This is a genomic window from Paractinoplanes pyxinae (genome assembly GCF_026626335.1).
Taxonomy (GTDB): Bacteria; Actinomycetota; Actinomycetes; order Mycobacteriales; family Micromonosporaceae; genus Actinoplanes; species Actinoplanes pyxinae.
Window position 1 is genome coordinate 104,843 of sequence record NZ_JAPNTZ010000020.1, and the last position, 24,424, is coordinate 129,266.

Below are 24,424 nucleotides of genomic sequence, written 5' to 3' on the forward strand. Positions count from 1 at the left end.
GATCCGACCGCCGTTACGGTGACGGCCATGACGCTCACGTTTGACGCTCTCGTGAAGCGGGCCCGCAACCTCGTGGCCGGTGGGCGGCGGGCCGTGCTCGGCATCGCCGGGCCGCCCGCCGCCGGCAAGACCACGCTGGCCGAGGAGCTGGTGGCCGCGCTCGCCCCGGCGCCGCCGCCCGGGCTGACGGCCGGCGCGTGGGTGGCCCACGTGCCGATGGACGGCTTCCACCTGGCCGACGTCGAGCTCGAACGCCTGGGCCGCCGCGACCGCAAGGGCGCGCCGGACACGTTCGACGCGCTCGGCTACGCGGCGCTGCTGCGGCGGCTGCGCGAGGACGAGGACGACGTGATCTATGCGCCCGGCTTCGAGCGGGTCATCGAGCAGCCGATCGCCGGGGCCATCCCGATCCCCCGCGCGGCCCGGCTGATCGTCAGCGAGGGCAACTATCTGCTGCTCGACGACCCCTCCTGGCGGCCGGTGCGGGCCTTGCTGGCCGAGGTCTGGTACGCCGACCTGGACCAGCCGGAGCGGCTGCGCCGGCTGATCGACCGGCACGTGCGCTTCGGCAAGGACGAGACGGCCGCGATCGAGTGGGCCACCGGCACCGACGAGCGCAACGCCGTGCTGATCGCCGCCACCCGGGAGCGGGCCGACCTGGTCGTGCCGGCCGCGGTCATCCATCGAGTGGGCACGCCGCCGCCCGGCGGGGCATAGTTCAACCCGTGTCAGTGGGTGAAACAGTCGAGACCGAGCCGAGCCGCCGCCGGCCGGGCCGCGCGATCCGGTTCGCGCTGACCCTGATCGCGGTGCTGCTGCTGTTGTTCGGCGTGCCGTGGTTCTTCCTGTTCTTCTCGGGCAACGACTGGCCGCTCGCCGTGCGGGTGACCGGCACCGTGGTCTTCGCGGCCGCGCTGGTGGTGTTCCCGCTGCTCATGTTCTCGGGCCACGGCCGTCATCACCGCGACGGCCCGGCCGTCATCGCCGACACCATGCTGGGCGTCATCTGGCAGCTGTTCGTGTGGTCGCTGCTCGGCCAGCTCGTCACGCTGGCGCTCTGGATCGCCGGGGTCGACGGTCCGGCTCGCTTCCGCATCGCCACGGCGGTGATCGCGGTGGTCGCTCTGGTCCTGCTGGCCTGGGGGTACGCCGAGGCCCGCCGGGTTCCCCGGGTGCGCCGGGTCGAGGTGACGATTCCCCGGCTCGGGCCCGGGCTGGACGGCCTGCGCCTGGTGCAGCTGACCGACACCCACTACGGGCCGATCGAACGTTCGCGCTGGTCGCGGCGGGTGACCGAGGTGGTCAACACGCTCGACGCCGACGTGGTGGCCCACACCGGCGACATCGCCGACGGTGAGGTCGCCCAGCGGCGAAGCCAGGCCGCCCCGCTCGGCGACATCCGGGCGTCGCTGGCCCGGGTCTACGTGACCGGCAACCACGAATACTTCAGCGGCGCCCAGCGCTGGGTCGAGCACATGGCCGAGCTGGGCTGGGAGGCGCTGCACAACCGGCACGTGGTGATCACCCGGGGCGGCGACTCGCTGGTGCTGGCCGGGGTCGACGACCGCACGGCGGCCGGGTCGGGTGTGCCGGGCCACCACGCCGACCACGAGGCCGCGCTCGAGGGCGCCGACCCGTCGCTGCCGGTGCTGCTGCTGGCCCACCAGCCGGCTCAGATCCCGGGCGCGGTGGCCCACGGGGTCGACCTGCAGATCTCCGGGCACACCCACGGCGGCCAGATGTGGCCCTTCCACTACCTCGTGCTGACCGACCAGCCCGCGCTGCAGGGGCTGTCCCGGCACTCGGAGCGCACGCAGCTCTACACGAGCCGGGGAACCGGCTTCTGGGGCCCGCCGTTCCGGATCTTCGCGCCGAGCGAGATCACGCTGCTGACGCTGCGCGCGGGCTGACGCCGGAAAATCTCGCGCGAGCGGTCATGGTGACGGGCGCCATGCCCGTACACCCCGTAATTGCGTTGAAGACCTCCGGGTTGGCGATGAGGATGGGGGTACCGCCTCCCCCGCCCAAGCCAGAGGACTACGTCTATGCGCCTGCTTCGCGATCTGTGGGCCACCTCGAAGGGCCGATCGGCCCTCACGGTGGCTCTCATCCTGCTCGGCGCGGCGGGCTCGGCGGGGGCGCTGGCGCTCTCCGGTCAGGTGCTCGTCAACCGGTCCATGCCGCTGTTCGCCGTGCTGGCCGCGGCCCTCGTGGCCTCGGTGCTCAGCGACGTCTTCGTCGGCCTGGTGGCCGCGCGGCTGACCGCCGACTGGGCGGCCCGGGTGCGCCGCGGGCTCAACCGGGTGGCCTTCGGGCAAGAACTGCCCACGCTCGAGAACACGCCCGTCGGTGAGCTGCTCGACCGCATCGACTCCGACGTCTACGAGGTCGGCTCCCAGCTGCGCGGCAGCGGCGTACGCATCGCGCAGTCGATCGCCGTGGCCGTGTTCTCGATCGTCACCGCGTTCTTCGTCTGGTGGCCGGCCGGCATCGGGATGGTCCTCGTGTCGATTCTGCTCTACGTCACCATGAACAAGCCGATCCAGCGCATCTCGCCGCTGCGGATCTCGGAGGAAGAGGCCTGGTCGGACCTGGCGGCGGTGATGGAGGAGTCGGTGCACGGGCAGGACGACGTGCGCACCAGCCTGGCCGCGCCCTACGTGCGCCGGCTGTACGCCCGCCGGGCGGCCGAGGTGCTGCGGCGGGGGCGGCTCGTCTGGCGCTCGTCGGCCCGCATCACCATGGGCGCCGGCACGATCACCCGCTCGCTCATCGCGGTCCTGGTCGTCGTCGGGGCGTGGGCCCTGATCAACAACCACATCGACGGCGCCCGGCTCACCGCCGTGTGGCTGCTCGCGCTCGGCTTCGGCGGCACCCTGGAGCACGTCACCCGCATGGTGCCCGAGCTGCAGAACGCGCTGGGCGCCTGGAGCCGGGTGCAGCTGCTGCAGGACGTGCCGCAGGAGCCGACCGAGGGCCGCCCGCCGGTCGACGGCGACCTCGTCGTGCGCGATCTGACCTTCCGGTACGGCGAAACCGACTCCGGTCGCCCGCCGGCGCTCAAGGACGTGAGCCTCACCTTCGCCCGCGGTCGCTCGTACGCGCTGATCGGGCGCACCGGCTCGGGCAAGTCGACGCTGGCCAAGGTGCTCACCCGGGCCGTCGACGTGCCGCGGGGCACGGTCTTCCTGGGCGGCGTCGACCTCAACGACCTCGACGTCGAGGGCCTGCGCCGGTGGACGGCCATCGTGCCCCAGCGCACCGAGATCCTGTCCGGCACGCTGGCCGAGAACATCGCCCTGTTCGACGACGACCTGCTGCCCCGGGCGGCCACCGCGCTCGACGAGCTGGGACTCACGCCGTGGGCCAACAGCCTGCCCGAGGGCATCGACACCAAGCTCGGCGAGGGCGGCTACAAACTCTCGGCCGGGCAGGAACAGCTGGTCGCGTTCGCCCGCATCCTGGTCCGCGACCCGCAGGTGGTGATCCTCGACGAGGCCACGGCCCGGATGGACCCGGTCACCGAGTCGTGGGTGCAGCGGGCCACCGACCGGCTGCTCGAGGGCCGGATCGGCGTGATCGTCGCCCACCGCCTGTCGTCCGTGCAGCGCTGCGACGAGGTCGTGGTGCTGGCCGACGGCGAGGTGCTCGAGTCGGGCCCGCTGCGCGAGTCGCGGCGCTTCGCCGAGCTGATGGCGAGCAGCAACCTGGCCGTCCCGGCGAGCCCGTCGGGCGGCGGCGGGGTGCTGGTCGAGGAACACGACTGGGACACCGCGGCCCAGGTCGAGCTGGGCGCCGAGGCGCTGGCCAACACGCTCACCCCGGTCGAGCCGCCGCCCCTGCCCGAGGAGCCGCCGGCCCGCACGATGCGCGAGATCGTCCGGCTGACTCTCAACGACAAGCGGTACGGGCTGGGCGCGGTCGCGCTCTTCGCCATCCTGGTGCTGCTCGGCCTGGACGGCGCGATCCTGCCGCTGCTGTGGGCCAACGTGGTCGACGGGATGGGCAGCCCGCTCTACCCGGCCGTGGGCATCGCGGTCGGCCTGCTGGTGGCCATCCCGACCCTGTACTACACGGGCGCCTGGTTCCCCGAGTGGTGGGTCCGGCAGATGCTGCGGATCAGCCTGCGCCTGGTGCACGGCCAGATCGGACCGCGCCGGGTCAGCAAGCACACACCGGCCGAGGTGGTGGCCCAGGGCGGCGACACCGAACGGGTCGTCATGCTGGCCGACAACCTCATCGACAACGCCACCAGCATCGTCATGATCGTCGCGATGACCTGGGCCTCGGGGTCGATCGTGCCGGCCCTGTTCTTCGCCGGCACGATGGTCATCTCGGGCCTGGCCGCCACGCTGTTCGGCCCCCGCCTGGAAAAGGCGGCCCGGCGCACGGTGGCGGCCCGGGCGGCGTTCGCCACCGCGCTGGTGTCGTCGCTGTCGGCCGCCCGCACGGTCAAGCTGGCCGGGGCGACCAAGCCGGTGCTGGCCCACCTGGCCCGCCTCGACGGCGTCCGCAGCGAGCTGCAGCGGCGCGAGATCGCGATCCAGGTGTGGGCCCGGTCGACGCCGTCGATCGCCAGCGGGCTGCTGCCGATCGCGGCGTGGGGGCTGTATCTGGCCGGGTCGCTGTCGGCGGCGGCCACCCTCATCGCGGTGGCGGTGCTGGGCGCGGCGCGCTGGTTCGCGTGGACCACGGCCTCGCTGATCTCGCAGTTCCCGTCGGCCCGGGTGTGGACCAAACGCACGGTGGCGATGACCGGCGTGTCCGACTACTCGTCCGACATCCCGGGCGTCGACCTGGCGGCCGGGACGGCGCCGGCCCCGCCGACGGCGCCGCGCAACCCGCTGCGCACGCTGGAGCTGCGCAACTTCAGCGCGGTGCACGAGAACGGCACGGTCGGGGCGCAGGACGTGGACCTCACGGTCGAGCGCGGCCAGCTGGTGCTGGTGGTCGGGCCGGTCGGGGCAGGCAAGTCGTCGCTGCTGCGGGCCCTGGCCGGGATCGTGCACCACGCCGGTGAGCTGCGGTGGAACGGCGAGCCGGTGAACGAGCCGGAGGTGTTCCTACGGCCCAACCAGGTGGGGTACGTGGCCCAGCTGCCGCGGGTGCTGTCCGGCACGGTCGCCGACAACATCCAGCTCGGGCACGAGGTCGACGCGGCCGACGCGGTGTCGACGGCCCAGCTCGAGCACGACCTGGCGGCCGCCGGGGGCGGTCTGCAGCTGCTGATCGGGCACAAGGGCACCCGGCTCTCCGGTGGCCAGCTGCAGCGGCTGGCCCTGGCCCGGGCGCTGGCGCCGCGGACCGAGCTGCTGATCGCGGACGACGTGTCGTCGGCGCTCGACGTGACCACCGAGCTGGAGTTGTGGCGGGCGCTGCGCTCGCACGGCGTCACGGTGGTCGGGTCGACGTCGAAGCGGGCAGCACTGAGCCAGGCCGACCGGGTGGTGGTGCTGATCGCCGGCAAGGTGGAAGACCAAGGCACGTGGCAGGAGCTGGAGGACCGCTGGGGTCACCTGGCGGGCTGAGGCCGGAGCGGGAGGGGGTCCGCTCCGACCTCAGCGGCTCACTCCCCCGCCGGCCGATCCGGCCGGGGCTCGTCCGGCCCCGGCTGATCCGGGCGAGGCTCGAATTGCGCGGGGTTTGACGGCGCGGCCGGCGCCGCCCATGGCGGCGGGGCGGGCACGGTTCCGGCCGGCGGGTACTGCGGCGGGGCGGGCACGGTTCCGGCGGGCGGCGCCCACGGATGCTGCGGCGGCGGGGCGGGCATCGTTCCGGCGGGCGGCGCCCAAAGCTGTTGCGGCGGCGGGGGTGGGAAACCGAATCCCGTCGGTTGTGCGCCGTAGTAATTCGCCGCGGCGTGTGGAGGGAACGGCTGCGCTCCGACGGGACCGTAAAGCCCCAGACCCCCGTACGAGAAAGGCATTTGACCGCGATTTGGCCGGAAGAAGCGGTTCGCCGGACCGGTCAGCAGCAGCACGACGATGGCGATGGCCAGGAGGAACGCCAGCGTGACGGCCACCGCCTGGATGGCGTCGTAGGCGAGGGACAAGCCGCCGCTGTCGAGGTTGTAGAGGCGGTCGTAGAAGTCGCCGCCCGAGCCGTCCGTGAACTCGAGCGAGCCGTCGCTGAAGTCCGGGTCGTCGAAGTCCGATTCGTCGAACTGGGCGAAGGCCAGCACGCCGAACAATCCGAACACGCCGCCGAACAGGCAGGAGAGCAGGACCAGGCCGGCCGGCGCGCCCAGCCCGACCCAGGTCAGGATGCGGGCCACGTTGCTGCCGCGCCGGATGAAGGCCACCGTGACGCCGAGCCAGATCGTCAGCACCAGCAACGGCAGTCCGAGGATCAGCGCGAACCCGAGGTTGGAGTCGCGTTCGAAGGCGACCTCGTCGGGGTCGATGCCGGTGCCCTGGGCGGCCTGGTCGATCAGGCCGTCGTAGTGGATCGTGGCGGCGATCGACACCCCGATGACGAGCAACAGGAGTCCCACCAGCGCCACCTGGAACCAGAAGGCGACACTGACCACTGTGGGGCGGGCGGGTCTTTCCGCGGGGGCCGAAGTCACGGACGCACCGTACGGTCCGGCTCTCCCCCGCGGCAGCCCCGATCGGCCACATTTGGATCAAGAAGAAAGGCCGGATTCCATCTGCTTGACGGCGGCCACCACGGTGTCGGCCGGGATGGCGAAGCCGACCCCGATGCTGCCCGAGTCGGACTGGCTGGCGGTGGCGATCGCGACGTTGATGCCGATCACGTGGCCGGACAGGTCGACCAGCGCGCCGCCCGAGTTGCCCTGGTTGATGGCGGCGTCGGTCTGCAGCAGGCCGGTCAGCTGCTCGCTGCCGCCGCCGGTGGCCGACTCGGTGGCGGTGTCGATGCTGCGGTCCAGGGCCGAGACGATGCCCGAGGTGACCGTGTTCTCGAGGCCGAGCGGCGCCCCGAAGGCCAGTACGGTGTCACCCACGGCGACGCTGTCGTCGGTGCCGAACGTGACCGGGGTCAGGCCGCTCAAGCCGGTCGCCTGCACCAGGGCGAGGTCGTGGGTGGTGTCGGTGGCGACCACCTGGGCCGGCACGGTCTGCCCGGTGGAGAGCCGCACGCTGGTGGTTCCGCCGCCCTCGATGACGTGGTTGTTGGTCAGGATCAGGCCGTCGGACGAGATCACCACGCCGGAGCCGAGGGAGGAGGAACGCTCGGTGTCGACCATGACGGTGACCACGCTCGGCTGCACCTGCTTGACGATGGCGGCCAGGCTGTCGCTGTCGGTGGTGGCGGCCGTGGTGGTCGCGGCGGCGGTCGACGAGACGGTCGTGGTGGGGTGGTCGATCAGGTAGCGCTCGGCGACCACGCCGCCCGCGGTGCCGCCGCCCGCGACGAGGGCGAGCACGGCGGCTCCCCCGGCCACGCGGCGCGGCCAGCGGCGGTCGCCCGATCCTCCCAGCGGCGGCGCGGGCGGAGGCGGCGGCGTCACGTCGTCGTGGTTGCCGCCGTAGCTCCAGCTGTCACCGGCGGAGTGCTCGGGGTTGGTGGGCCGGGTCATCAGGTCGGTCATGGCGCCGCCTCGCTTCGTTGGCTGACTCGCTTCGTTTCTGATGGGCCAACAGTGACCCCGCACCTTGTCGGAAACCGGTGAGCCGTCTGTGGGTTCGCTGTATGCCGCCGATCACCCCTAGGGCCTTCTCCTAGGCCGAAAGTCGCAGCGACCTCAGGGTTTCTTCAAACGCTGGTCCGATGCCGCGCACAGGCCGTCCCCGGAAGCTGGAGTCACCCCCCACAACCGGCAGGAGGCACCAGATGTCCGCACGAGGAATGCTCACGGTGGTCGGCTCCGCGGTCGGCGGCATGATCGGCCTGGGCACCCCGCCGCCGCTCGACCCGGCCGAGGTCCGCGGCCTGCTGGCCGAGGTCGGCATGCCGGCCGGCGACGATCTGGCCGAGGCCGTGCGGGCCTTCCAGTCCCGCGTGGGCCTGCGACCCGACGGCGAGGCCGGGCCACGAACTGTTCACTTCCTGACGAGGTACGCGATCCAGCGGCGCGCCTGGCGGCTCGATCCGGCCGCCTAACATCTCAGGATGACCGCGTCAGACCTGATCACGTACTACGACGACGCGACCGGCGAGCGGTTCGGCCTCACCGCCGGCGAGCTCGGCGGCTGGACGGCGGCGACAACCGCGCTGCTGACCGAGGAATGCGGGCTCGGCCCCGGGAAAACCGCCGCGGTGCTGTTGCCGCCGCACTGGCAGACGGCCGCCGTGCTGCTGGGGGCCTGGTCGGCCGGTCTCGAGCTCTCGATCCGCGGCTGGTCGACGGCCGGCCTTGCTCCGGCGGGCGACCCGCTCGACGTGACGTTTGTGGAACACCGTCGGATCGGCAACTGGCTCGACGAGGTCCCGGCCGGCCGGCACCAGTTCGTGCTCGGGCTGGCCCCGCACGGCGCGGCGACCGGCGAGGTGCCCGCGGGTTATCGGGACTACACCTCGGCCCTGCGCCCCTACCTCGGCAGTCGTCCGCCGCACCACACGATCGACGAGCTGCGCCCGGCGGTGACCGACGGAACGACCTACCAGGAGTACGCGCGGACGGCGGCCGCCGTCGCCGAGCACAACGGCATCGGCCGCGGCGACCGCGTGCTGATCGACACGGCGTTGCAGGAGCAGCCGCTGATCTGGCTGCTCGCCCCGCTCACCGCCGGCGCGTCGATCGTCCTGTGCGCCAACCTCGACCCGGCCCGCCTCGACGAGCGGATCGCCGGAAAAGGCGTCACCACAGTCCTCCGATGATCCCGTCCACTGGGGACGATCACCTCATGGAGATCGATGCATTCGCCGGGTAGCCTGCGGCGCATGGAGGTTTTCGATCAACTCGCCGAGCAGTACCAGGGCGAACACAGTCATAATCCCTTTCAGGCCGCGCTGATCGAACGGATCGCCGCCCTGCTCCCGGCCGGCGCCTCGGTGCTCGACCTCGGCTGCGGGACGGGGGTGCCGACCGCCAAGATCTTGACCGATTCGGATCACCGGGTCGTAGGCGTCGACATCTCCGAGGGGATGCTGCGGCTGGCCCGCGAGCAGGTGCCGGCGGCCGAGTTCGTGCACGCCGACTTCAAGGACCTGGCCGGCGATTTCGGGCAGTTCGAGGCGGTGACCGCGTTCTTCTCGCTGCTGATGCTGAGCAAGGCCGACATCGAGAGCACGCTGGACAAGGTGGCGGGCTGGCTCAAGCCGGGCGGCTACTTCGGCGTCGGCATGGTCAACTTCGACGGCGACAGCCTGCCGTTCGACTTCATGGGCGTGCCGGTGACCGTTTCCGGCTATCTGGAACCCGATCTGGCGGCCGTCCTCGAGGCGCACGGCCTCGCCGTGGAGAGCATCGAGACGGTCACCTTCACGCCGGCCGACGGCCCCGAGGAGAGCCAGATCTTCGCCCTGGCCCGCAAGCCGCTCTGAATCCGGCGTTCTGACCCCGGCGCCGCGTCGCGCCGGGGTCAGTCGTCGAACGTCACCGTCACCCGGGGGGACGCCGGGATCGTCTGGCAGGTCAGGACGAATCCGGCGGCCACCTCGGCCGGTTCCAGGGCGAAGTTGCGCCGCATGGTCACCTCGCCCTCGACCACCCGGGCCCGGCACGTGCCGCAGACGCCACCCTTGCAGGCGAACGGCAGGTCGGGCCGGGACCGCTGGGCGCCGTCGAGCACGGTGTCGCCCGCGCCGACGGTGACGGTGGTCGACCGCCCGTCGAGCAGCACCGTCACTTCGCTGCCTTCGGTCAAGATCTCGTTTTCCCGTACGGGTTCGGGCGGCGCCTCGTCGACCCAGAAGAGCTCGCGGTGGATGCGCTCGGGCGCCACGCCGGCCTCCGCCAGCACCTCGGTGGCGTCCATGACCATGCCGTACGGCCCGCACAGCCACCAGTGCTCGACGGCGGCCACATCCAGCAGCATCGGCAACAGGGTGCGCAGCTTCTCGCCGTCGAGCCGGCCGCTGAGCAGGTCGACCTCGCGCGCCTCCCGCGACAGCAGGTGCACCAGTTCGAGGCGGGACGGGTGCTGGTCTTTCAGGTCGGCCAGCTCCTCGGCGAACATCACGGTGTCGGCCCGCCGGTTGCCGTACAGGACGGCGACCTGAGCCTTCGGGTTGCGCAGCAGCGACGACGCGATCGACAGCACGGGCGTGATGCCCGACCCGGCCGCGATCATGACGTGCCGGCCGCCCGCCTCGAGGTCGGGCGTGAACGTGCCGGACGGCGGCGCGACCTCGACCGCGTCGCCCACCCGCAGCTCGTGCACCAGCCAGCTCGAGACCAGGCCGCCGGGCACCTCGCGCACCCCGATCCGAGGCCGGTCGCCGGCCGGGGCGCAGATCGAGTACGACCGGCGCTCGTCCCGCTCGTCGCCGGGCCGCCGCACGGTCAGCGACTGCCCCGGCCGGAACGCGTACGACTCGGCCAGATCAGCCGGCACCTCGAAGGTCACCGCGACCGCGTCGGAGCACAGCCGCTCCACCTCGGCCACGCGCAGCGCGTTGAAGTCCCGCACGTCAGATCTCCTTCACGTGCTCGAAGGGCTCCCGGCAGGCCGGGCACCGCCGCAGCTCACGGCACGCGGTGGCGCCGAACGCGGCCAGCCGCTCCGTCTGCGGCTCGCCGCAGCGCGGGCAGGCGATCGGCTCGTCACGCAGGCCGAGCCGGAGCGGCACCGGGCCGGCCGCGCGCCGGGGCGCCGGACCGGGCGGCGAGATGCCGGCCGCGGCCAGCTTGGCCCGGCCCGCGGCCGAGATCCAGTCGGTGGTCCAGGCCGGGGCGAGCTGGGTGCGCACGCTCGCCTTTTCAAAGCCGCCCCGGCGCAGCGCCCGCAGCAGATCGGCGCGAATCGCCTCCATGGCCGGACATCCGGAGTAGGTCGGCGTGATCGTCACCTCGACGCCGTCCTCGGTCTCGCGCACGTCGCGCAGGATGCCCAGCTCGGCCAGCGTCACCATGGGCAGCTCCGGATCGGTGACGGCCGCCGCCACCTCGGCCGCGCTCGCCGACGCCCGGGCCGCGCTCGCCGCCACCCCGGCCGCGCCCGGCGTCACCTCGGCCGCGCTCGCCGTCACCTGGCCGTCGGCCGGCGCCATCTCGGCCGCCCTCGCCGTCGCCTGGTTGTCGGTCGGCGCCACTCGCTCGCTCTCGGCCGTCCTCACCAGACACCACCCGGCGTGGCGCGGGCCAGGCCCTGCATCTCGGCCAGAATCTCGGCCAGTTCGGGACCGTGCCCCCGTTCGGACGAGGGCGCAGACGTCGGCCGGTCAAGTGTTGCCGCCTCGAGCACCTGGGCGATGACCGCATCGAACTCGGACCGCAGCGAGGCCCGGTCGATTGCCACACCCGGCAGGCGCTGCTCGACCTCGTGCGGCTCGAACAGCTCGCCGATCAGCGGCCACACCGCGTCGAGGCCGGCCTGCATCCGCTCGTGCGAGAGCGGGGTGCCGTCGCCGAGGCGGACCGCCCAGCCGGCCGCGTACTCACGGTGGTAGGCGACCTCTTTGACGCCCTTGGCCCCGATCGCCGCCAGCACCGGGTCGCGGCTGGCCGAAAGCCGGTCGAGCAGCGCGAGCCGCCACACCGAGAAGACGAGCAGCCGCGCGATCAGGTGCCCGAAGTGCTCGTCCTGGCGCTCGACCAGCCGCACGTGCCGGAACTCCGCCGCCTCGCGCAGGTAGGCCAGGTCGTCCTCGCCGCGGCCGGCGCCCTCGGCCTCGCCCGCGCGGGTCAGCAGCAGCCGGGCCTGGCCGAGCAGGTCGAGGGCGATGTTGGCGATCGCCATCTCGTCCTCGAGTTCGGGCGCGCGGGTCACCCACTGCTGCAGGCGGTGCGACAGGATCAGCGCGTCGTCGCCGAGCATCAGGCAGTAGGCCGCCAGGTCGGCGGCGTCGACGCCCTCGGGCAGCTCGGTCGGCACCCCGGCCAGCGGGTCGGCGAAGCCGGTGCCGTACGCCCAGCGGGCATCGTCGTCGTGGTCGGTGAGGGCCTGGTAGGCGTCGTCGAAGCTCATCGCGGCCTCAGATGTGCGGGACCGAGTCGGGAATGGCGTAGTACGTCGGGTGCCGGTAGGCCTTGTCGCCGCTGGGCCCGAAGAACGCGTCCTTGTCGTCGGGGCCCGAGGCCACGATGTCGTCGGACTGCACCACCCAGATGCTCACGCCCTCGTTGCGGCGCGTGTACAGGTCACGCGCGTGGTGGAGCGCCATCTCGGGGTCGGCGGCGCGCAGCGATCCGACGTGGACGTGGTTGAGGCCGCGCTTGGCCCGCACGAACACCTCGTACAGCGGCCACTCGTGCTTGATCTCGCTCATGCTGAGCCCCCTGTGGCATGCCCTCCTGGCCCTACGACCACTTCGCTTACTCCGGTGCAGTCGCTCATGCCGGCACCTCCTGCTTCTTGGCCGCGTGGGCGGCCGCGGCCTCGCGAACCCAGGCGCCTTCCTCATCGGCGCGGCGCCGGTTGGCGATCCGTTCCGCGTTCATCGGCCCGTCGCCGGAGATCACGCGTTTGAGCTCGGACCAGTCGATCTCGCCGAAGTCGTAGTGCTCGCGCTCGGCGTTCCAGCGCAGGTCGGCGTCGGGCAGGGTGACGCCCAGCGCCTCGGCCTGGGGCACGCTCATGTCGACGAACCGCTGCCGCAGCTCGTCGTTCGTGTGCCGCTTGATCTTCCAGGCCATCGACTGGGCCGTGTTGGGCGATTCCCCGTCGGGCGGGCCGAACATCATCAGCGACGGCCACCACCAGCGGTTCACCGCGTCCTGCACCATCTCGCGCTGGGCCGGGGTGCCGCGCATCATCGTCATCAGCAGCTCGTAGCCCTGCCGCTGGTGGAACGATTCCTCTTTGCAGATGCGGATCATCGCCCGCGCGTACGGCCCGAACGAGCTGCGGCACAGCGGCACCTGGTTGCAGATCGCGGCCCCGTCGACCAGCCAGCCGATCACCCCGACGTCGGCGAACGTCAGCGTCGGGTAGTTGAAGATCGAGGAGTACTTCTGGCGGCCCTCGATGAGCCGGCGGGTCAGGTCGCCCCGGTCGGCGCCGAGCGTCTCGGCCGCGGAGTAGAGGTAGAGCCCGTGGCCCGCCTCGTCCTGCACCTTGGCCAGCAGGATCGCCTTGCGCCGCAGCGACGGCGCCCGGGTGATCCAGGCGCCCTCGGGCTGCATCCCGATGATCTCGGAGTGCGCGTGCTGGGCGATCTGGCGGATCATGGTCTTGCGGTAGCCGTCGGGCATCCAGTCGCGCGGCTCGATCCGCTGATCCTTGGCGATCGTCGCCTCGAAGACCTGCTCACTCATGACGCCTCCCTGCCCGTTCGTCCCACGCCGACCCCAGTTCGCGCGCTCACGACGCGTCCCGGCCTGCTCATCCCACGCCGGTCCCAGCTCGAGCGCTCACGACGCGTCCCAGCCCGTTCGCCCGACGCTGGCCCCGGCTCGCGCTCATGACGCGTCCCAGGTGAAGAAGCCCTGACCGGTCTTGCGGCCAAGTTCGCCGCGGGCCACCTTGTCGCGCAGCAGGGCGGGCGGGGCGAACCGCTCCCCCAGCTCACGGTGCAGGTGTTCGGCGATGGCCAGCCGCACGTCCAGCCCCACCAGGTCGGTCGAGCGCAGCGGGCCCATCGGGTGCCGGTAGCCCAGTTCCATGGCCCGGTCGATCGCCTCGGCCTCGGCCACGCCCTCTTCGAGCATGCGAATCGCCTCCAGCCCGAGCAGCACGCCGAGCCGGCTGGTGGCGAAGCCGGGCGAATCCCGGACGACGATCTCGCTCTTGCCCAGCCCGGCCACCCACCCGCGGGTGGCCTCGAGAGCCGCTTCACCGGTCTGCGGGCCGGTCACGATCTCGACCAGTTTGCTGGCCGGCACGGGGTTGAAGAAGTGCATGCCGAGGAACCGCTCCGGCCGCCGCAGCCCCTCGGCCAGCCCGGTGATCGACAGCGAGCTGGTGTTGCTGGCCAGCACGGTGGACTCGCCGACCGCCTGCTCGGCCGCGGCCAGCACCCGGATCTTGAGTTCCGCCTCTTCCGGTACGGCCTCGACCACCAGGTCGGTGCCGGGGTTCAGCCCGGCCAGGTCGTCCAGCAGCACCAGCCGCTCGAGCACCGAGTCGGCGGATTCGCTCAGCGCGCCCTTCTCGGAGGCGCGGAGCAGGCCCATCGCCACCCGGTCACGGGCGGCCGCCGCGGCGGCGGGATCACGCTCGACGAGGCAGACGACCGAGCCGGCCACCGCGAAGACCTGCGCGACGCCGGCCCCCATCCGGCCGCCGCCGACGACGGCGACAACCTTGGGCACCACGGCCTCGGGCGCGGTCATGAGCAACCACCGGCCGCGATCGCTGCCGGCCGGACGACCACGAACGCGCTCGTGGCGGCCCGCGCGGTCACGAGCGGCCCCCGGCCAGGAAGGCGTCCATGCGTACGCGCTTGTCGTCCGACTCGAAGAGAATGGCCTGGGCCAGGTCGTCGGTGAGCGGGTGGCCGCCGCCGTCGGCGACCAGCTTGGTGAGGCGCAGGGCGAGCGGCCCGGAGCGAGCCATCCGGTCGAGCAGCGCGTGGGCCCGCTTCAGCAGCTCGCCGGCCGGCACCACCTCGGCCACCAGCCCGAAGCGCAGCGCGTCGTCGGCGTCGAGCCGCCGGCCGGCCAGCAGCACCTGCTTGGCCACCGAGGCGCCGGCCAGCTCGCGCAGCCGCCAGCAGGCGCCGGCCGCGGCGAGGATGCCCAGGCCCGGCTCGGGATTGCCGAACACGGCGGCCGGTGAGGCCAGCCGGACGTCGCACGCGTAGGCCAGCTCGGCGCCGCCGCCCAGCGCGTAGCCGTCGACGGCGGCCACCGTGGGCAGCGGCAGCCGCGCGATGCGGTCGAACAGGCGGCTGTTGATGCCCTGCAGTGCCTGCTCGCGCCCGCGTTCGCGCAGTTCGCCGATGTCGGCCCCGGCGGCGAAGGTGCCGCCGTCGCCGGTGATCAGCAGCAACCGGGGCCGCTGTTCCAGCGAGGCGCAGACGTCGTGCAGCTCGCCGACCATCGCCGCGTTGATCGCGTTGCGGGCCTCGGGGCGCCGCAACGTCACCACCACGCGGTCGTCGAGCTCCTCGACGTGCAGGGTGCTCACGGCCGCTCCACCAGCATGGCCACGCCCTGACCGACGCCGACGCAGAGGGTGGCCAGCGCGCGGCGGGCGTTCTCGCGTTCCATGCGGCCCAGCAGGGTGACCGTCAGGCGAGCGCCCGAGCAGCCCAGCGGGTGCCCGAGGGCGATCGCGCCGCCATCAGCGTTGACCTTTTCCTCGTCCAGCTTCAGCCGTCGGATGACGGCCAGCGACTGCACGGCGAAGGCCTCGTTCAGCTCGACCGCGTCGAGGTCGCCGGCCGACCAGCCGGCCCGGGCCAGCGCCTTCTCGGTGGCGGGCACCGGGCCCAGGCCCATGATCTGGGGCGGCACGCCGGCGCTGGCCGCCGTCACGATGCGGGCGCGCGGGGTCAGCCCGTACCGCTCGACCGCCTCTTTGCTGGCCACGACCAGCGCGGCGGCGCCATCGCTGAGCGGGGACGACGAAGCGGCAGTGACCACGCCACCGCTGCGGAAGACCGGCTTGAGCGAACCCAGCTTCTCGAGAGTGGAGCCGCGGCGCGGAATCTCGTCGGTGTTCACCTCGCCCACCGGCACGATCTCGCCCTGGAAGCGGCCGGCGTCGATGGCGGCGATCGCCCGCTCGTGGCTGCGCAGCGCGAACGCGTCGCTCTCGGCCCGGGTGATGCCGTCGAGCGCGGCCACCTCTTCGGCCGTCTCGCCCATGCTGAGCGTGATGCGCCGGTCGTCCGGGGTGGTGCCGGCCTCTTTGTCGTGCGCCTTGAACAGCGGGTTGGTGAAGCGCCAGCCGAGCGACGTGTCGACGACCTCGCCCGGCCGCGCCCACGGGGTGCCCGGCTTCTGCATCACCCACGGTGCCCGGGTCATCGACTCGACGCCGCCGGCCACGATCAGATCGGCCTCGCCGGCCCGGATCTGGTTGGCGGCCGACACGATCGCGGTGAGGCCGCTGGCGCACAGCCGGTTGACCGTGTAGCCCGGAACCGTGTCGGGCAGGCCCGAGAGCAGCACGGACATGCGGGCGACGTTGCGATTGTCCTCACCGGACTGGTTGGCCGCGCCGAGGATCACCTCGTCGATCGCCTCGGCGGGCACGCCGGCCCGGCCGACCGCCTCGCGGACGACCAGCCCGGCGAGGTCGTCGGGACGGATGCCGGCGAGCGCTCCGCCGTACTTGCCCTGGGGGGTGCGGACGCCGCCGACGAGGTAGGCCTCAGGCATGAAGATCCTCCGGTGCTCAGACGTGGTGGCGGGACTGGAGGGTGAAGAACCGGCCGGTGACGAAGTAGTCGTCGGTCAGCGAGGCGGTGGCGGCCGGGTTGGCCCCGGAGCCGTGCAGGTCGCTGAACGCGGCGGTCTGGTTCACGAACACCCCACCGGTCAGATTCTCGGCGAGGTGCACCCCGGCGTCGAGTGCAGCCTCGCGAGCGGCCGCCAGAACTTCGGGGCTGGTCGAGTGGACCAGGGCGGTGAGCGCGCCGTGGGCCCGGACCGTCTCGGTCAGGACGCGCAGACTGTGCTCGGTCGACTCGGTGGCGATGACGAACGAGACCGGGCCGAACCATTCCCGGGTGTACGCCTTCTCGTCGGCCGCGTCGAGCCGGACCACCACCGGGGTGCGGATGGTCGCACCGGGGTTCTGCTCGTCGGCCACCTCGGCCGTGGGGTGGATGACGCTGGCCGCGCTGTCGGCCTCGGTCAGCCGGGCCAGCACGCCGTCGTTGACGATGGCGCCGAGCGTGCCCGCGGCCCGGGCCGGGTCGCCGAGCAGCTTGTCGAGCGCGGCCGACAGGTCGGCGCCGAACTCGTCGACGCTGCGGTGGCCGGCGTCGGTCTCGATGCCCGTCTGCGGGACCAGGATGTTCTGCGGGGTCGTGCACATCTGGCCGCTGTAGAGCGAGAGCGAGAAGGACAGGTTGCGCAGCAGGCCCTTGTAGTCGTCGGTGGAGTCGACCACGACGGTGTTGAGGCCGGCCTTCTCGGTGTAGACGACGGCCTGGCGGGCGTTGGCCTCGAGCCAGTTGCCGAACTCGCTGGACCCGGTGAAGTCGACGATGCGGACGTCGGGGTGGGTGGCCAGGGTGGCGGCGATGCCGTCGCCGTGCTCCTCGACGGCCAGGGTGACCAGGTCGGGGTTCTGGCCCGCCTCGGCCAGCACCTCGCGGCAGATCTGCACGGTGATGGCGAGCGGCAGCACGGCCCCGGGGTGCGGCTTGACGATCACCGGGTTGCCCGTGACCAGGCTGGCGAACAGGCCGGGATAGCTGTTCCAGGTGGGGAACGTGTTGCACCCGATGACCAGGCCGACCCCGCGGCCGACGACCGTGCTGGTCTTGCTCAGGCGCAGCGGGTCGCCGCCGCGCTGGGGCTTGGCCCAGTCGGTGGTGGCGGGGATGCGGGTGGAGGCGGCCAGCGCGTAGGCCACGGCCTCGAGCGCCCGGTCCTGCGCGTGCGGGCCGCCGGCCTGGAACGCCATGACGAAGGCCTGGCCGGTGGTGTGCTGCACGGCGTGGGCCAGCTCGAACGAGCGGGCGTTGATGCGCTTGATGATCTCGGCGGCAACGCCGGCGCGGCCCTGCGGACCGACGGCGCGCCAGGCCGGGGTGGCGGCACGGGCGGCGGCGACCAGGGCCAGCGGGTCGGCCTTCGGGTAGCTGATGCCCAGCTCGAGGCCCCACGGCGAGCGCTCGGTGGAGACAGTGCCGGTGGCGCCGGGCACCTCGACGGGGAACTGGGCGCCGAGCAGGGCCCGGAACGCGCGCTCGCCCTCGGGGGCGGCCTGCTCACCGTAGACCGACTTGCTCGGCGACTCGGGAAAGGCCGACCAGTAGTCGCGGACGGTCGTCGCCCGGACAGCCTGGTCGAGCAGCTCGGCATGCGTCTCGTAGAACCCGGCGGGGGTCGTCATCCTGCGCTCCCTTGCGCTCGCGTGCCATCATTATCTACCGTCCGGTCGGTCGGTAATCAAGCCCGGGAGAGAGAATGGCACCGACACCCGCGAATCAACCCCGGCGGCGCGGTCGTCCCGGCTATGACCAGGATGCCGTGCTGGCCGCCGCCGTGCGGCTGTTCAACGAGCGCGGCTACGACTACACGAGCATGTTCGACATCGCCGTCTCCCTGGGCATCACGAAATCCAGCGTCTACCACCACATCAGCGGCAAGGAACAGCTGCTGCAGATGGCGATGGACCGGGCGCTCGACGGTCTGTTCGAGGCGGCCGACGAGGTTCGTGCTCTCGACGTGTCGGCCCTGGAAAGGCTCGAGCAACTGATCCGGCGCAGCGTGCTCGTGTTGTCGGAGCGGTTCGAGTACGTGACGGTGCTGCTGCGGGTGCGCGGCAACACCGAGGTCGAGCAGCACGCGCTGGCCCGGCGGCGGCAGTTCGACCTGGTGGTCACCGAGCTGGTCAAGCAGGCTCAGGCCGAGGGCGGCGTCCGGCCCGACATCGACCCGGCCACGGCGGCCCGCCTGTTGCTCGGCATGGTCAACTCGCTCACCGAGTGGTACCGCCCGCGCCCCGGCGGCGCCGACGCCATCGCGGACGCGCTGACCGCCCTCGCCTTCGAGGGCCTTCACACGATCTCCCCCGGCCGCACACCACCCCCGCCGCAGTGATTGGCTAGCGTGGCGGTCGATGAAGCGAAGCCTGGCCGCCGTCGCGGTCGCCGTGGTTCTGACCGTCAGCGGGTGCACTGCTAAAGACGAGCCCCCGGTCGCGGCGCCGCCGTCCCCCTCGGCCTCCCCGTCGCCCTCGGCTTCGCCGTCGCCCTCACCTTCCCCTTCGTCCGCAGCACCGCAGCCCGACTGCGTGACCGCGACCCTCGACGGCCTCGACCTGCCCGAGCGCGTCGGCCAGCTGCTCATGATCGGCGCCGCGGTGAACGCGCCCAGCGGCCTCGGTGACACCGTCCGCCGCTACCACCTGGGCGGCGTCTTCCTGCGCGGCCGCAGCACCCACCCGGCCGCCGAGCTGAAGTCGGACATCGCCGCGTTGCAGAAGCGGGCCCCCCTGCCGATGCTGTTGGCCGTCGACCAGGAGGGCGGCAGCGTCCAGACCCTGAAGGGGCCGGACTTCCCCCGGCTGCCTTCGGCCTACCGGCTCGGCGGCGGCCCGGCTACGACGCTGCGCGACACCACCCGTACCAGCGCCCGCCGTCTCGAAGCGGTCGGCGTGAACCTCAACCTGGCCCCGGTCGCCGACACCGTGCCGACCAGCATCGGCACCGGCAACCCGCCGATCGGCGCCTTCCGCCGGGAGTTCGGCTCCGACCCCGCGAAGGTCGCGGCGGCCATTCGTACGGTCGTCCCGGCCTCGCAGGATGCCGGCGTGCTGACCACGTTGAAGCACTTCCCCGGCCTGGGCCGGGTCCGCGTCAACACCGATGTGTCCACCGGTGCGACCGACACGGTGGCCACGGTGAACGACCCGTACCTGGCGCCGTTCAAGGCCGGCATCGAGTCGGGCACGGCGGCCGTGATGATCTCGTCCGCCCGCTATCCCAGGATCGACCCGGACGCCGTCGCCGCCTTCTCGCGCCCGGTCATCACCGGCCTGCTGCGCGAGAAGATCGGCTTCGACGGCCTCGTGATCTCGGACGACCTGGGCGCGGCCCGTGCGGTCACCGCCGTCCCACCCGCCCAGCGAGCCGTACGCTTCGTCGGCGCGGGCGGCGACATGGTGCTCACCATCGTGGCCTCGGACGCCGCCCCCATGGCCGGCGCCCTCATCGCCAAGGCCGAAAGCGATCAGTCCTTCCGCGCCCGCGTCGACGAGGCGGCCCGCCACGTCTTGGAGACCAAGAAACGGGCGGGCCTGCTCACCTGCGGCTGACCTCAGGCCTTGCGCAGCCAGAACGTGAGCCCGATCGACTCGTCGGTGAACTCGCGGGCCTCGGGCCAGGTGGCGGCGCCGGGCTCGTAGCTCGTGGCCAGCACCTCGTCGGCGACCAGGGCCGCGTGTTCGCCGAGGGCCTGCGCCGTCTCACCCTCGGCCGACCAGCGCAGCTCGATCCGGTCGGACACCTCGAGACCGCTGGCCTTGCGGGCCTCCTGGATCTGACGGACGGCGTCGCGGGCCACGCCGGCCCGGCGCAGTTCCGGCGTGAGTGTGAGGTCGAGCGCCACCGTGCCGCCGGAGTCGGAGGACACGGCCCAGCCCGCGCGCGGGGTCTCGGTGATGACGACCTCGTCGGGGGTGAGCGTGATCGGCTCGCCGTCGACCTCCAGCTGCGCCGTTCCCGTCGTACGCAATGAGTCCTTGAGCTCGGCGGCGTCGGCCGCGGCGATCGACTTCGCCACCGCCTGCACCTGTTTTCCGAAGCGCTTGCCGAGCGTACGGAAATTGGCCTTGGCCGTCGTGTCGACGAAGGAGCCGGCCACCGGGCCGACCTCGCCCACGTTCAACTCGGCCGCGATCTCGGCCAGCAGGGCGGGCGGCAGGTCGCTGAAGCCGGACGCCGAGGCCAGGGCGCGCGACAGCGGCTGGCGCACCTTCATGCCCGACTCGGCCCGGGCGGCCCGGCCGAGCTCGACCAGCCGCCGCACCAGCGCCATCTGCGCCGACAGGGCGGGGTCGATCAGCGCCTCGTCGGCCTCGGGGAAGGCCGCCAGGTGCACCGACTCGGCCGCCGACGGGTCGACCGGCGAGACCAGGTCGCCCCACACGCGCTCGGTGACGAACGGCGTGAGCGGGGCCATCAGCAACGTGACGGTGCGCAGGGCCTCGTGCAGCGTGGCCAGCGCGGCCGGCTCGCCCCGCCAGAAGCGACGGCGGGACCGGCGTACGTACCAATTGGAGAGATCATCGACGAAAGCCGCCAGCAACCGGCCCGCCTCTTGCGTGTCGAAAGCGGCGTAGGCCGCGTCGACCTTGCGGATCAGCTCGTTCAGCTCGGACAGCACCCAGCGGTCGAGCAGCGGGCGGTCGGCCGGGGCGGGATCGCCGGCCGAAGGCTGCCAGCCCGAGGAGCGGCCGTAGAGGGCCTGGAAGGCGACCGTGTTCCAGTAGGTCAGCAGGGTCTTGCGCACCACCTCTTGCAGGGTGGTGTGCCCGACCCTGCGCGCCGACCAGGGCGAACCCACGCAGGCCATGAACCAGCGGACCGCGTCGGCGCCGTGCGTGTCCATCAGCGGGATCGGCTCAAGGATGTTGCCGAGGTGCTTGGACATCTTGCGGCCGTCCTCGGCCAGGATGTGGCCGAGGCAGACCACGGCCTCGTACGACGACCGGTCGAAGACCAGCGTGCTGACCGCCATGAGCGTGTAGAACCAGCCGCGGGTCTGGTCGATCGCCTCGCTGATGAACTGGGCGGGGAAGCGCTGCTCGAACAGCTCTTTGTTCTTGTACGGGTAGCCGAACTGGGCGAACGGCATGGAACCCGAGTCGTACCAGGCGTCGATGACCTCGGGTACCCGGGTGGCCGTCGCCGCGCACTGCGGGCAGGCGAAGGTGACGTCATCGATGTAGGGGCGGTGCGGGTCGAGCGCGGACAGGTCGCGGCCGGCCAGCGAGCCCAGCTCGGCCAGGGAGCCGATGCAGGTCAGGTGGCCCTCGGCGCAGCGCCAGATGGGCAGCGGCGTGCCCCAGTAGCGGTTGCGGGACAGCGCCCAGTCGACGTTGTTGGTCAGCCAGTCGCCGTACCGGCCGTGCTTGACCGTCTCGGGCTGCCAGGTGGTGCGCTCGTTCTCCTCCAACATCTTTTCGCGTACGGCGGTGGTGCGCACGTACCAGGAGGGCTGCGCGTAATAGATCAACGCGGTGTGGCAGCGCCAGCAGTGCGGGTACTGATGCTCGTACGGGTCCAGGCGGAACAACAGGCCGGAGCTCCGCAGCGCCTCGACCAGCGGCTCGTTCGCCGTACGGAAGAACAGCCCGCCCACCAGCGGCACCTCGGGGTCGAAGGTGCCGTCGCGCCGGACCGGGTTGACCATGGGCAACCCGTACGCGCGGCAGCTGGCCAGGTCGTCCGCGCCGAACGCCGGCGACTGGTGGACCAGCCCGGTGCCGCTGTCGGTGGTGACGTAGCCGGCCAGGATCACGATGTGCGCGTCGGGCACCTCGACCAGCTCGAACGGCGGCCGGTAGGTCCAGCGTTCCATCTGCTGGCCGGTGAACGACTCGCCGGTCGCGCGCCATTCGTCGCCCAGCACCTGGGCCATCAGCGGCTCGGCCAGCACCAGCCGCTCGGTGCCGTCGGTGGCCACCACGTACGTCACGTCGGGGTTGACGGCGACTGCGGTGTTGGAGACCAGCGTCCACGGCGTGGTCGTCCAGACCAGCAGCGACGCCTGGCCCTCGAGCGGGCCCGAGGTGAGCGGGAAGCGGACGTAGACCGCCGGGTCGACGTCGGTCTCGTAGCCCTGTGCCAGCTCGTGGTCGGAGAGGGTGGTCTGGTCGCGCGGGCACCAGGGAGCGACGCGGAAATCCTCGACCAGCAGGCCCTTGTCGAAGATCTGCTTGAGCGACCACCACACCGACTCGATGTAGTCCGGGTCCATGGTGCGGTAGGCGTCGGCCATGTCGACCCAGTAGCCCATGCGCTCGGTGAGCTCGGCGAACGCGTCGGTGTGGCGGGTGACCGAGGCCCGGCAGCGGTCGTTGAAGGCGGCGATGCCGTACGCCTCGATGTCCTGCTTGCCGCTGAAACCGAGCTCTTTCTCGACGGCCAGCTCGACCGGCAGGCCGTGGCAGTCCCAGCCGGCCTTGCGGGCGACGTGGAAGCCCTTCATGGTGCGGTAGCGCGGGAAGACGTCCTTGAAGACGCGGGCCTCGATGTGGTGGGCGCCGGGCATGCCGTTGGCCGTGGGCGGACCCTCGTAGAAGACCCACTCGGGGCGGCCGGCCGACTGCTCGAGGCTGCGCGCGAAGATCTTGTTGTCCTGCCAGAACCGCAGGACGTCGTGGTCGAGCGCGGGCAGGTCGACCTGCGCGGGCACCGGGCGATACACCGTTGTTCCTCCGTCGGACGTCGTTCCGTCATCAACAGAGGGACGAGACCCGATCAGCCCCGCGGTACCACCCTCTTTGGCCGTGCGATCACGACCCACTCGAAGTGGTTGCAGTCGGTTCTAGTCGGCCGGGTGGCCTTTCTTCCGACGGCTCCGGGGTGATCTTCGGGCCGCGCACACCCCCGGGCTTCCACCGTCCCCGGGTCTCTCGTGGCTGCGTGCGGTCTTACTCGTCCCCATCAGTGCCCTGCGCCGACGATGCTACCCACTGGGCGGAAGGGCCCGCCATGTGGTTTCCCTCAATTCGGTGGTGCGGCCGTGCTGCCCCGCACGACCAGGTGCGGCACCAGCACGATCTCGCTCGACACCGTGCGGCCCTCGTCGAGCCGGGACACGGCGGCCGACACCGCCGCCCGGGCCTGGGCCGGCGCGTCCTGGTTGACCGAGGTCAGGTCGATGTGGGCCAGGTGGGCCAGCGTGCTGTCGTCGTAGCCGACCACGGAGACCCGGCCGGGAACGTCGACGCCGGCCCGGACGAACGCGTCCATCAGGCCCACGGCGAGGCGGTCGTTCGAGGCGACGATCGCGGTGGGCAGGTCGCGCTCGGCGACGAGCCTGCGTCCCACGCGTACGCCGCCCTCCTCCGTGTGGTCGCCGGGCAGCACCTCGGCCGGCAGCCCGGCCCGCCGCATCGCGCGCCGGTAACCCCGACGGCGAGCCGCCGCGACCGCGCCCCGGCCGCCGTCCACGAACGCGATGCGCCGATGACCGAGACCGATCAGATGGTCGAGGGCGGCGTCCACCCCCACGTCGTCGGCCGGGCGCACGATGTCGACGTCCACGCCGCGGGCCATGCGGCCGACCACGACGCACGGCACCTGGGCGGCCAGCTTGCCCAGCTCGTCCTCGGGCGCGTCAGGGCCGAGCAGGATCAGCGCCTCGCAGCGGAAGTCGAGCAGGGTCTCGATCGCCCGGGGTTCGTCACGGTCGCGCGTGAGGGTCGACAGCACTACCTCGTAGCCGGCCTCGTCGGCCTGGACGTGGATCTCTTCGGCCAGCTCGGCGTGGAAGGGGTTGCGCACGTCGAGCAGGACACCGAGCAGGTGCCGCCGGCGGCGGGCGAGCAGGCTGGCCGTGCGGTCGGCCCGATAGCCCAGCTCAGCCGCCGCGGCCAGCACCCGCTCGCGCGTCTCGGCGCTGGGGCCGGGTGCGCCGCGCAGCACGAGCGAGACCGAGGCGGGCGAGACGCCGACGCGAGCGGCCACGTCGGACAGTCGCGGTCGCTGATCCACTATTTCACTCCTCGTGCACGCCTTGACACTCAGCGAGATCAACGTCGATAGTACAGGAGTTCTTAAA

Annotated in this window: 21 protein-coding genes; 8 read left to right on the forward strand and 13 right to left on the reverse strand. The window is 72.2% G+C overall.

Features of this window, described 5'->3' with window-relative positions; translation table 11 throughout:
* Positions 1-27 precede the first annotated feature (27 nt).
* From OWR29_RS41325 to OWR29_RS41335, 3 genes are all read left to right on the forward strand, one after another.
* Positions 28-717, forward strand: coding sequence for a nucleoside/nucleotide kinase family protein (locus OWR29_RS41325; RefSeq protein WP_267569061.1), 690 nt, complete (start codon positions 28-30; stop codon positions 715-717).
* A gap of 8 nt (positions 718-725) precedes the next feature.
* Entirely contained in the window at positions 726-1,910 is a 1,185-nt protein-coding gene (locus OWR29_RS41330; RefSeq protein ID WP_267569062.1) for a metallophosphoesterase, read from the forward strand.
* Positions 1,911-2,045: 135 nt separating this feature from the next.
* A complete protein-coding gene (locus OWR29_RS41335; protein WP_267569063.1) occupies positions 2,046-5,528 on the forward strand; it encodes an ATP-binding cassette domain-containing protein in 3,483 nt (1,160 codons plus the stop codon).
* 38 nt (positions 5,529-5,566) lie between these two features.
* Here OWR29_RS41335 and OWR29_RS41340 read toward each other — a convergent pair whose 3' ends face one another.
* Positions 5,567-6,568, reverse strand: coding sequence for a hypothetical protein (locus tag OWR29_RS41340; RefSeq protein ID WP_267569064.1), 1,002 nt, complete (start codon positions 6,566-6,568; stop codon positions 5,567-5,569).
* A gap of 57 nt (positions 6,569-6,625) precedes the next feature.
* The gene (locus tag OWR29_RS41345) at positions 6,626-7,555 is read right to left on the reverse strand and encodes a S1C family serine protease (protein ID WP_267569065.1); all 930 of its coding nucleotides are present in this window, start codon (positions 7,553-7,555) and stop codon (positions 6,626-6,628) included.
* A gap of 242 nt (positions 7,556-7,797) precedes the next feature.
* On the opposite strand from OWR29_RS41345, the gene OWR29_RS41350 reads away from it, so the two are divergent.
* The 3 genes from OWR29_RS41350 (at position 7,798) to OWR29_RS41360 (ending at position 9,450) form a co-directional block, all read left to right on the forward strand.
* Positions 7,798-8,067 (forward strand): peptidoglycan-binding protein, encoded by a 270-nt coding sequence (locus OWR29_RS41350; RefSeq protein WP_267569066.1) that lies wholly within the window; start codon positions 7,798-7,800, stop codon positions 8,065-8,067.
* 9 nt (positions 8,068-8,076) lie between these two features.
* On the forward strand, positions 8,077-8,784 hold the full coding sequence (locus OWR29_RS41355) for a TIGR03089 family protein (RefSeq protein WP_267569067.1): 708 nt from the start codon (positions 8,077-8,079) through the stop codon (positions 8,782-8,784).
* 63 nt (positions 8,785-8,847) lie between these two features.
* Complete coding sequence (locus OWR29_RS41360) at positions 8,848-9,450, forward strand: class I SAM-dependent methyltransferase (protein WP_267569068.1); 603 nt, start codon at positions 8,848-8,850, stop codon at positions 9,448-9,450.
* A gap of 38 nt (positions 9,451-9,488) precedes the next feature.
* Here OWR29_RS41360 and paaE read toward each other — a convergent pair whose 3' ends face one another.
* The 9 genes from paaE to paaN all read right to left on the reverse strand — a co-directional run bounded on the left by paaE (position 9,489) and on the right by paaN (position 18,023).
* Complete coding sequence (paaE, locus tag OWR29_RS41365; protein WP_267569069.1) at positions 9,489-10,538, reverse strand: 1,2-phenylacetyl-CoA epoxidase subunit PaaE; 1,050 nt, start codon at positions 10,536-10,538, stop codon at positions 9,489-9,491.
* A gap of 1 nt (position 10,539) precedes the next feature.
* The gene (gene paaD / locus OWR29_RS41370; protein ID WP_438872720.1) at positions 10,540-11,055 is read right to left on the reverse strand and encodes a 1,2-phenylacetyl-CoA epoxidase subunit PaaD; all 516 of its coding nucleotides are present in this window, start codon (positions 11,053-11,055) and stop codon (positions 10,540-10,542) included.
* Positions 11,056-11,180: 125 nt separating this feature from the next.
* Complete coding sequence (gene paaC, locus OWR29_RS41375) at positions 11,181-12,035, reverse strand: 1,2-phenylacetyl-CoA epoxidase subunit PaaC (protein WP_267569070.1); 855 nt, start codon at positions 12,033-12,035, stop codon at positions 11,181-11,183.
* A 7-nt stretch (positions 12,036-12,042) separates the two neighbouring features.
* Positions 12,043-12,336: a 1,2-phenylacetyl-CoA epoxidase subunit PaaB gene (gene paaB, locus OWR29_RS41380; protein ID WP_267569071.1), complete on the reverse strand. Its 294-nt coding sequence runs from the start codon at positions 12,334-12,336 to the stop codon at positions 12,043-12,045.
* 64 nt (positions 12,337-12,400) lie between these two features.
* Positions 12,401-13,324 (reverse strand): 1,2-phenylacetyl-CoA epoxidase subunit PaaA, encoded by a 924-nt coding sequence (gene paaA / locus OWR29_RS41385; RefSeq protein WP_267569072.1) that lies wholly within the window; start codon positions 13,322-13,324, stop codon positions 12,401-12,403.
* Between the two features lie 144 nt (positions 13,325-13,468).
* Positions 13,469-14,341, reverse strand: a complete 873-nt coding sequence (locus OWR29_RS41390) for a 3-hydroxyacyl-CoA dehydrogenase family protein (protein WP_267569073.1) — start codon at positions 14,339-14,341, stop codon at positions 13,469-13,471.
* A gap of 67 nt (positions 14,342-14,408) precedes the next feature.
* The gene (locus OWR29_RS41395) at positions 14,409-15,137 is read right to left on the reverse strand and encodes an enoyl-CoA hydratase/isomerase family protein (RefSeq protein ID WP_267569074.1); all 729 of its coding nucleotides are present in this window, start codon (positions 15,135-15,137) and stop codon (positions 14,409-14,411) included.
* A complete protein-coding gene (locus OWR29_RS41400; protein WP_267569075.1) occupies positions 15,134-16,336 on the reverse strand; it encodes a thiolase family protein in 1,203 nt (400 codons plus the stop codon). Before OWR29_RS41400 ends, OWR29_RS41395 begins: the two co-directional genes overlap by 4 nt.
* Before the next feature lie 16 nt (positions 16,337-16,352).
* Positions 16,353-18,023 carry a phenylacetic acid degradation protein PaaN gene (gene paaN / locus OWR29_RS41405; RefSeq protein ID WP_267569076.1) on the reverse strand — a complete coding sequence of 557 codons (1,671 nt, stop codon included), beginning with the start codon at positions 18,021-18,023 and terminating at the stop codon, positions 16,353-16,355.
* A gap of 74 nt (positions 18,024-18,097) precedes the next feature.
* On the opposite strand from paaN, the gene OWR29_RS41410 reads away from it, so the two are divergent.
* Together OWR29_RS41410 and OWR29_RS41415 are read left to right on the forward strand one after the other, a co-directional pair.
* On the forward strand, positions 18,098-18,733 hold the full coding sequence (locus OWR29_RS41410; protein ID WP_267569077.1) for a TetR/AcrR family transcriptional regulator: 636 nt from the start codon (positions 18,098-18,100) through the stop codon (positions 18,731-18,733).
* A gap of 193 nt (positions 18,734-18,926) precedes the next feature.
* Positions 18,927-19,949: a glycoside hydrolase family 3 N-terminal domain-containing protein gene (locus OWR29_RS41415; RefSeq protein WP_267569078.1), complete on the forward strand. Its 1,023-nt coding sequence runs from the start codon at positions 18,927-18,929 to the stop codon at positions 19,947-19,949.
* 2 nt (positions 19,950-19,951) lie between these two features.
* Here OWR29_RS41415 and ileS read toward each other — a convergent pair whose 3' ends face one another.
* Positions 19,952-23,065, reverse strand: coding sequence for an isoleucine--tRNA ligase (gene ileS / locus OWR29_RS41420; RefSeq protein ID WP_267569079.1), 3,114 nt, complete (start codon positions 23,063-23,065; stop codon positions 19,952-19,954).
* Between the two features lie 299 nt (positions 23,066-23,364).
* Complete coding sequence (locus tag OWR29_RS41425; RefSeq protein WP_267569080.1) at positions 23,365-24,357, reverse strand: LacI family DNA-binding transcriptional regulator; 993 nt, start codon at positions 24,355-24,357, stop codon at positions 23,365-23,367.
* Between the last annotated feature and the right edge of the window lie 67 nt (positions 24,358-24,424).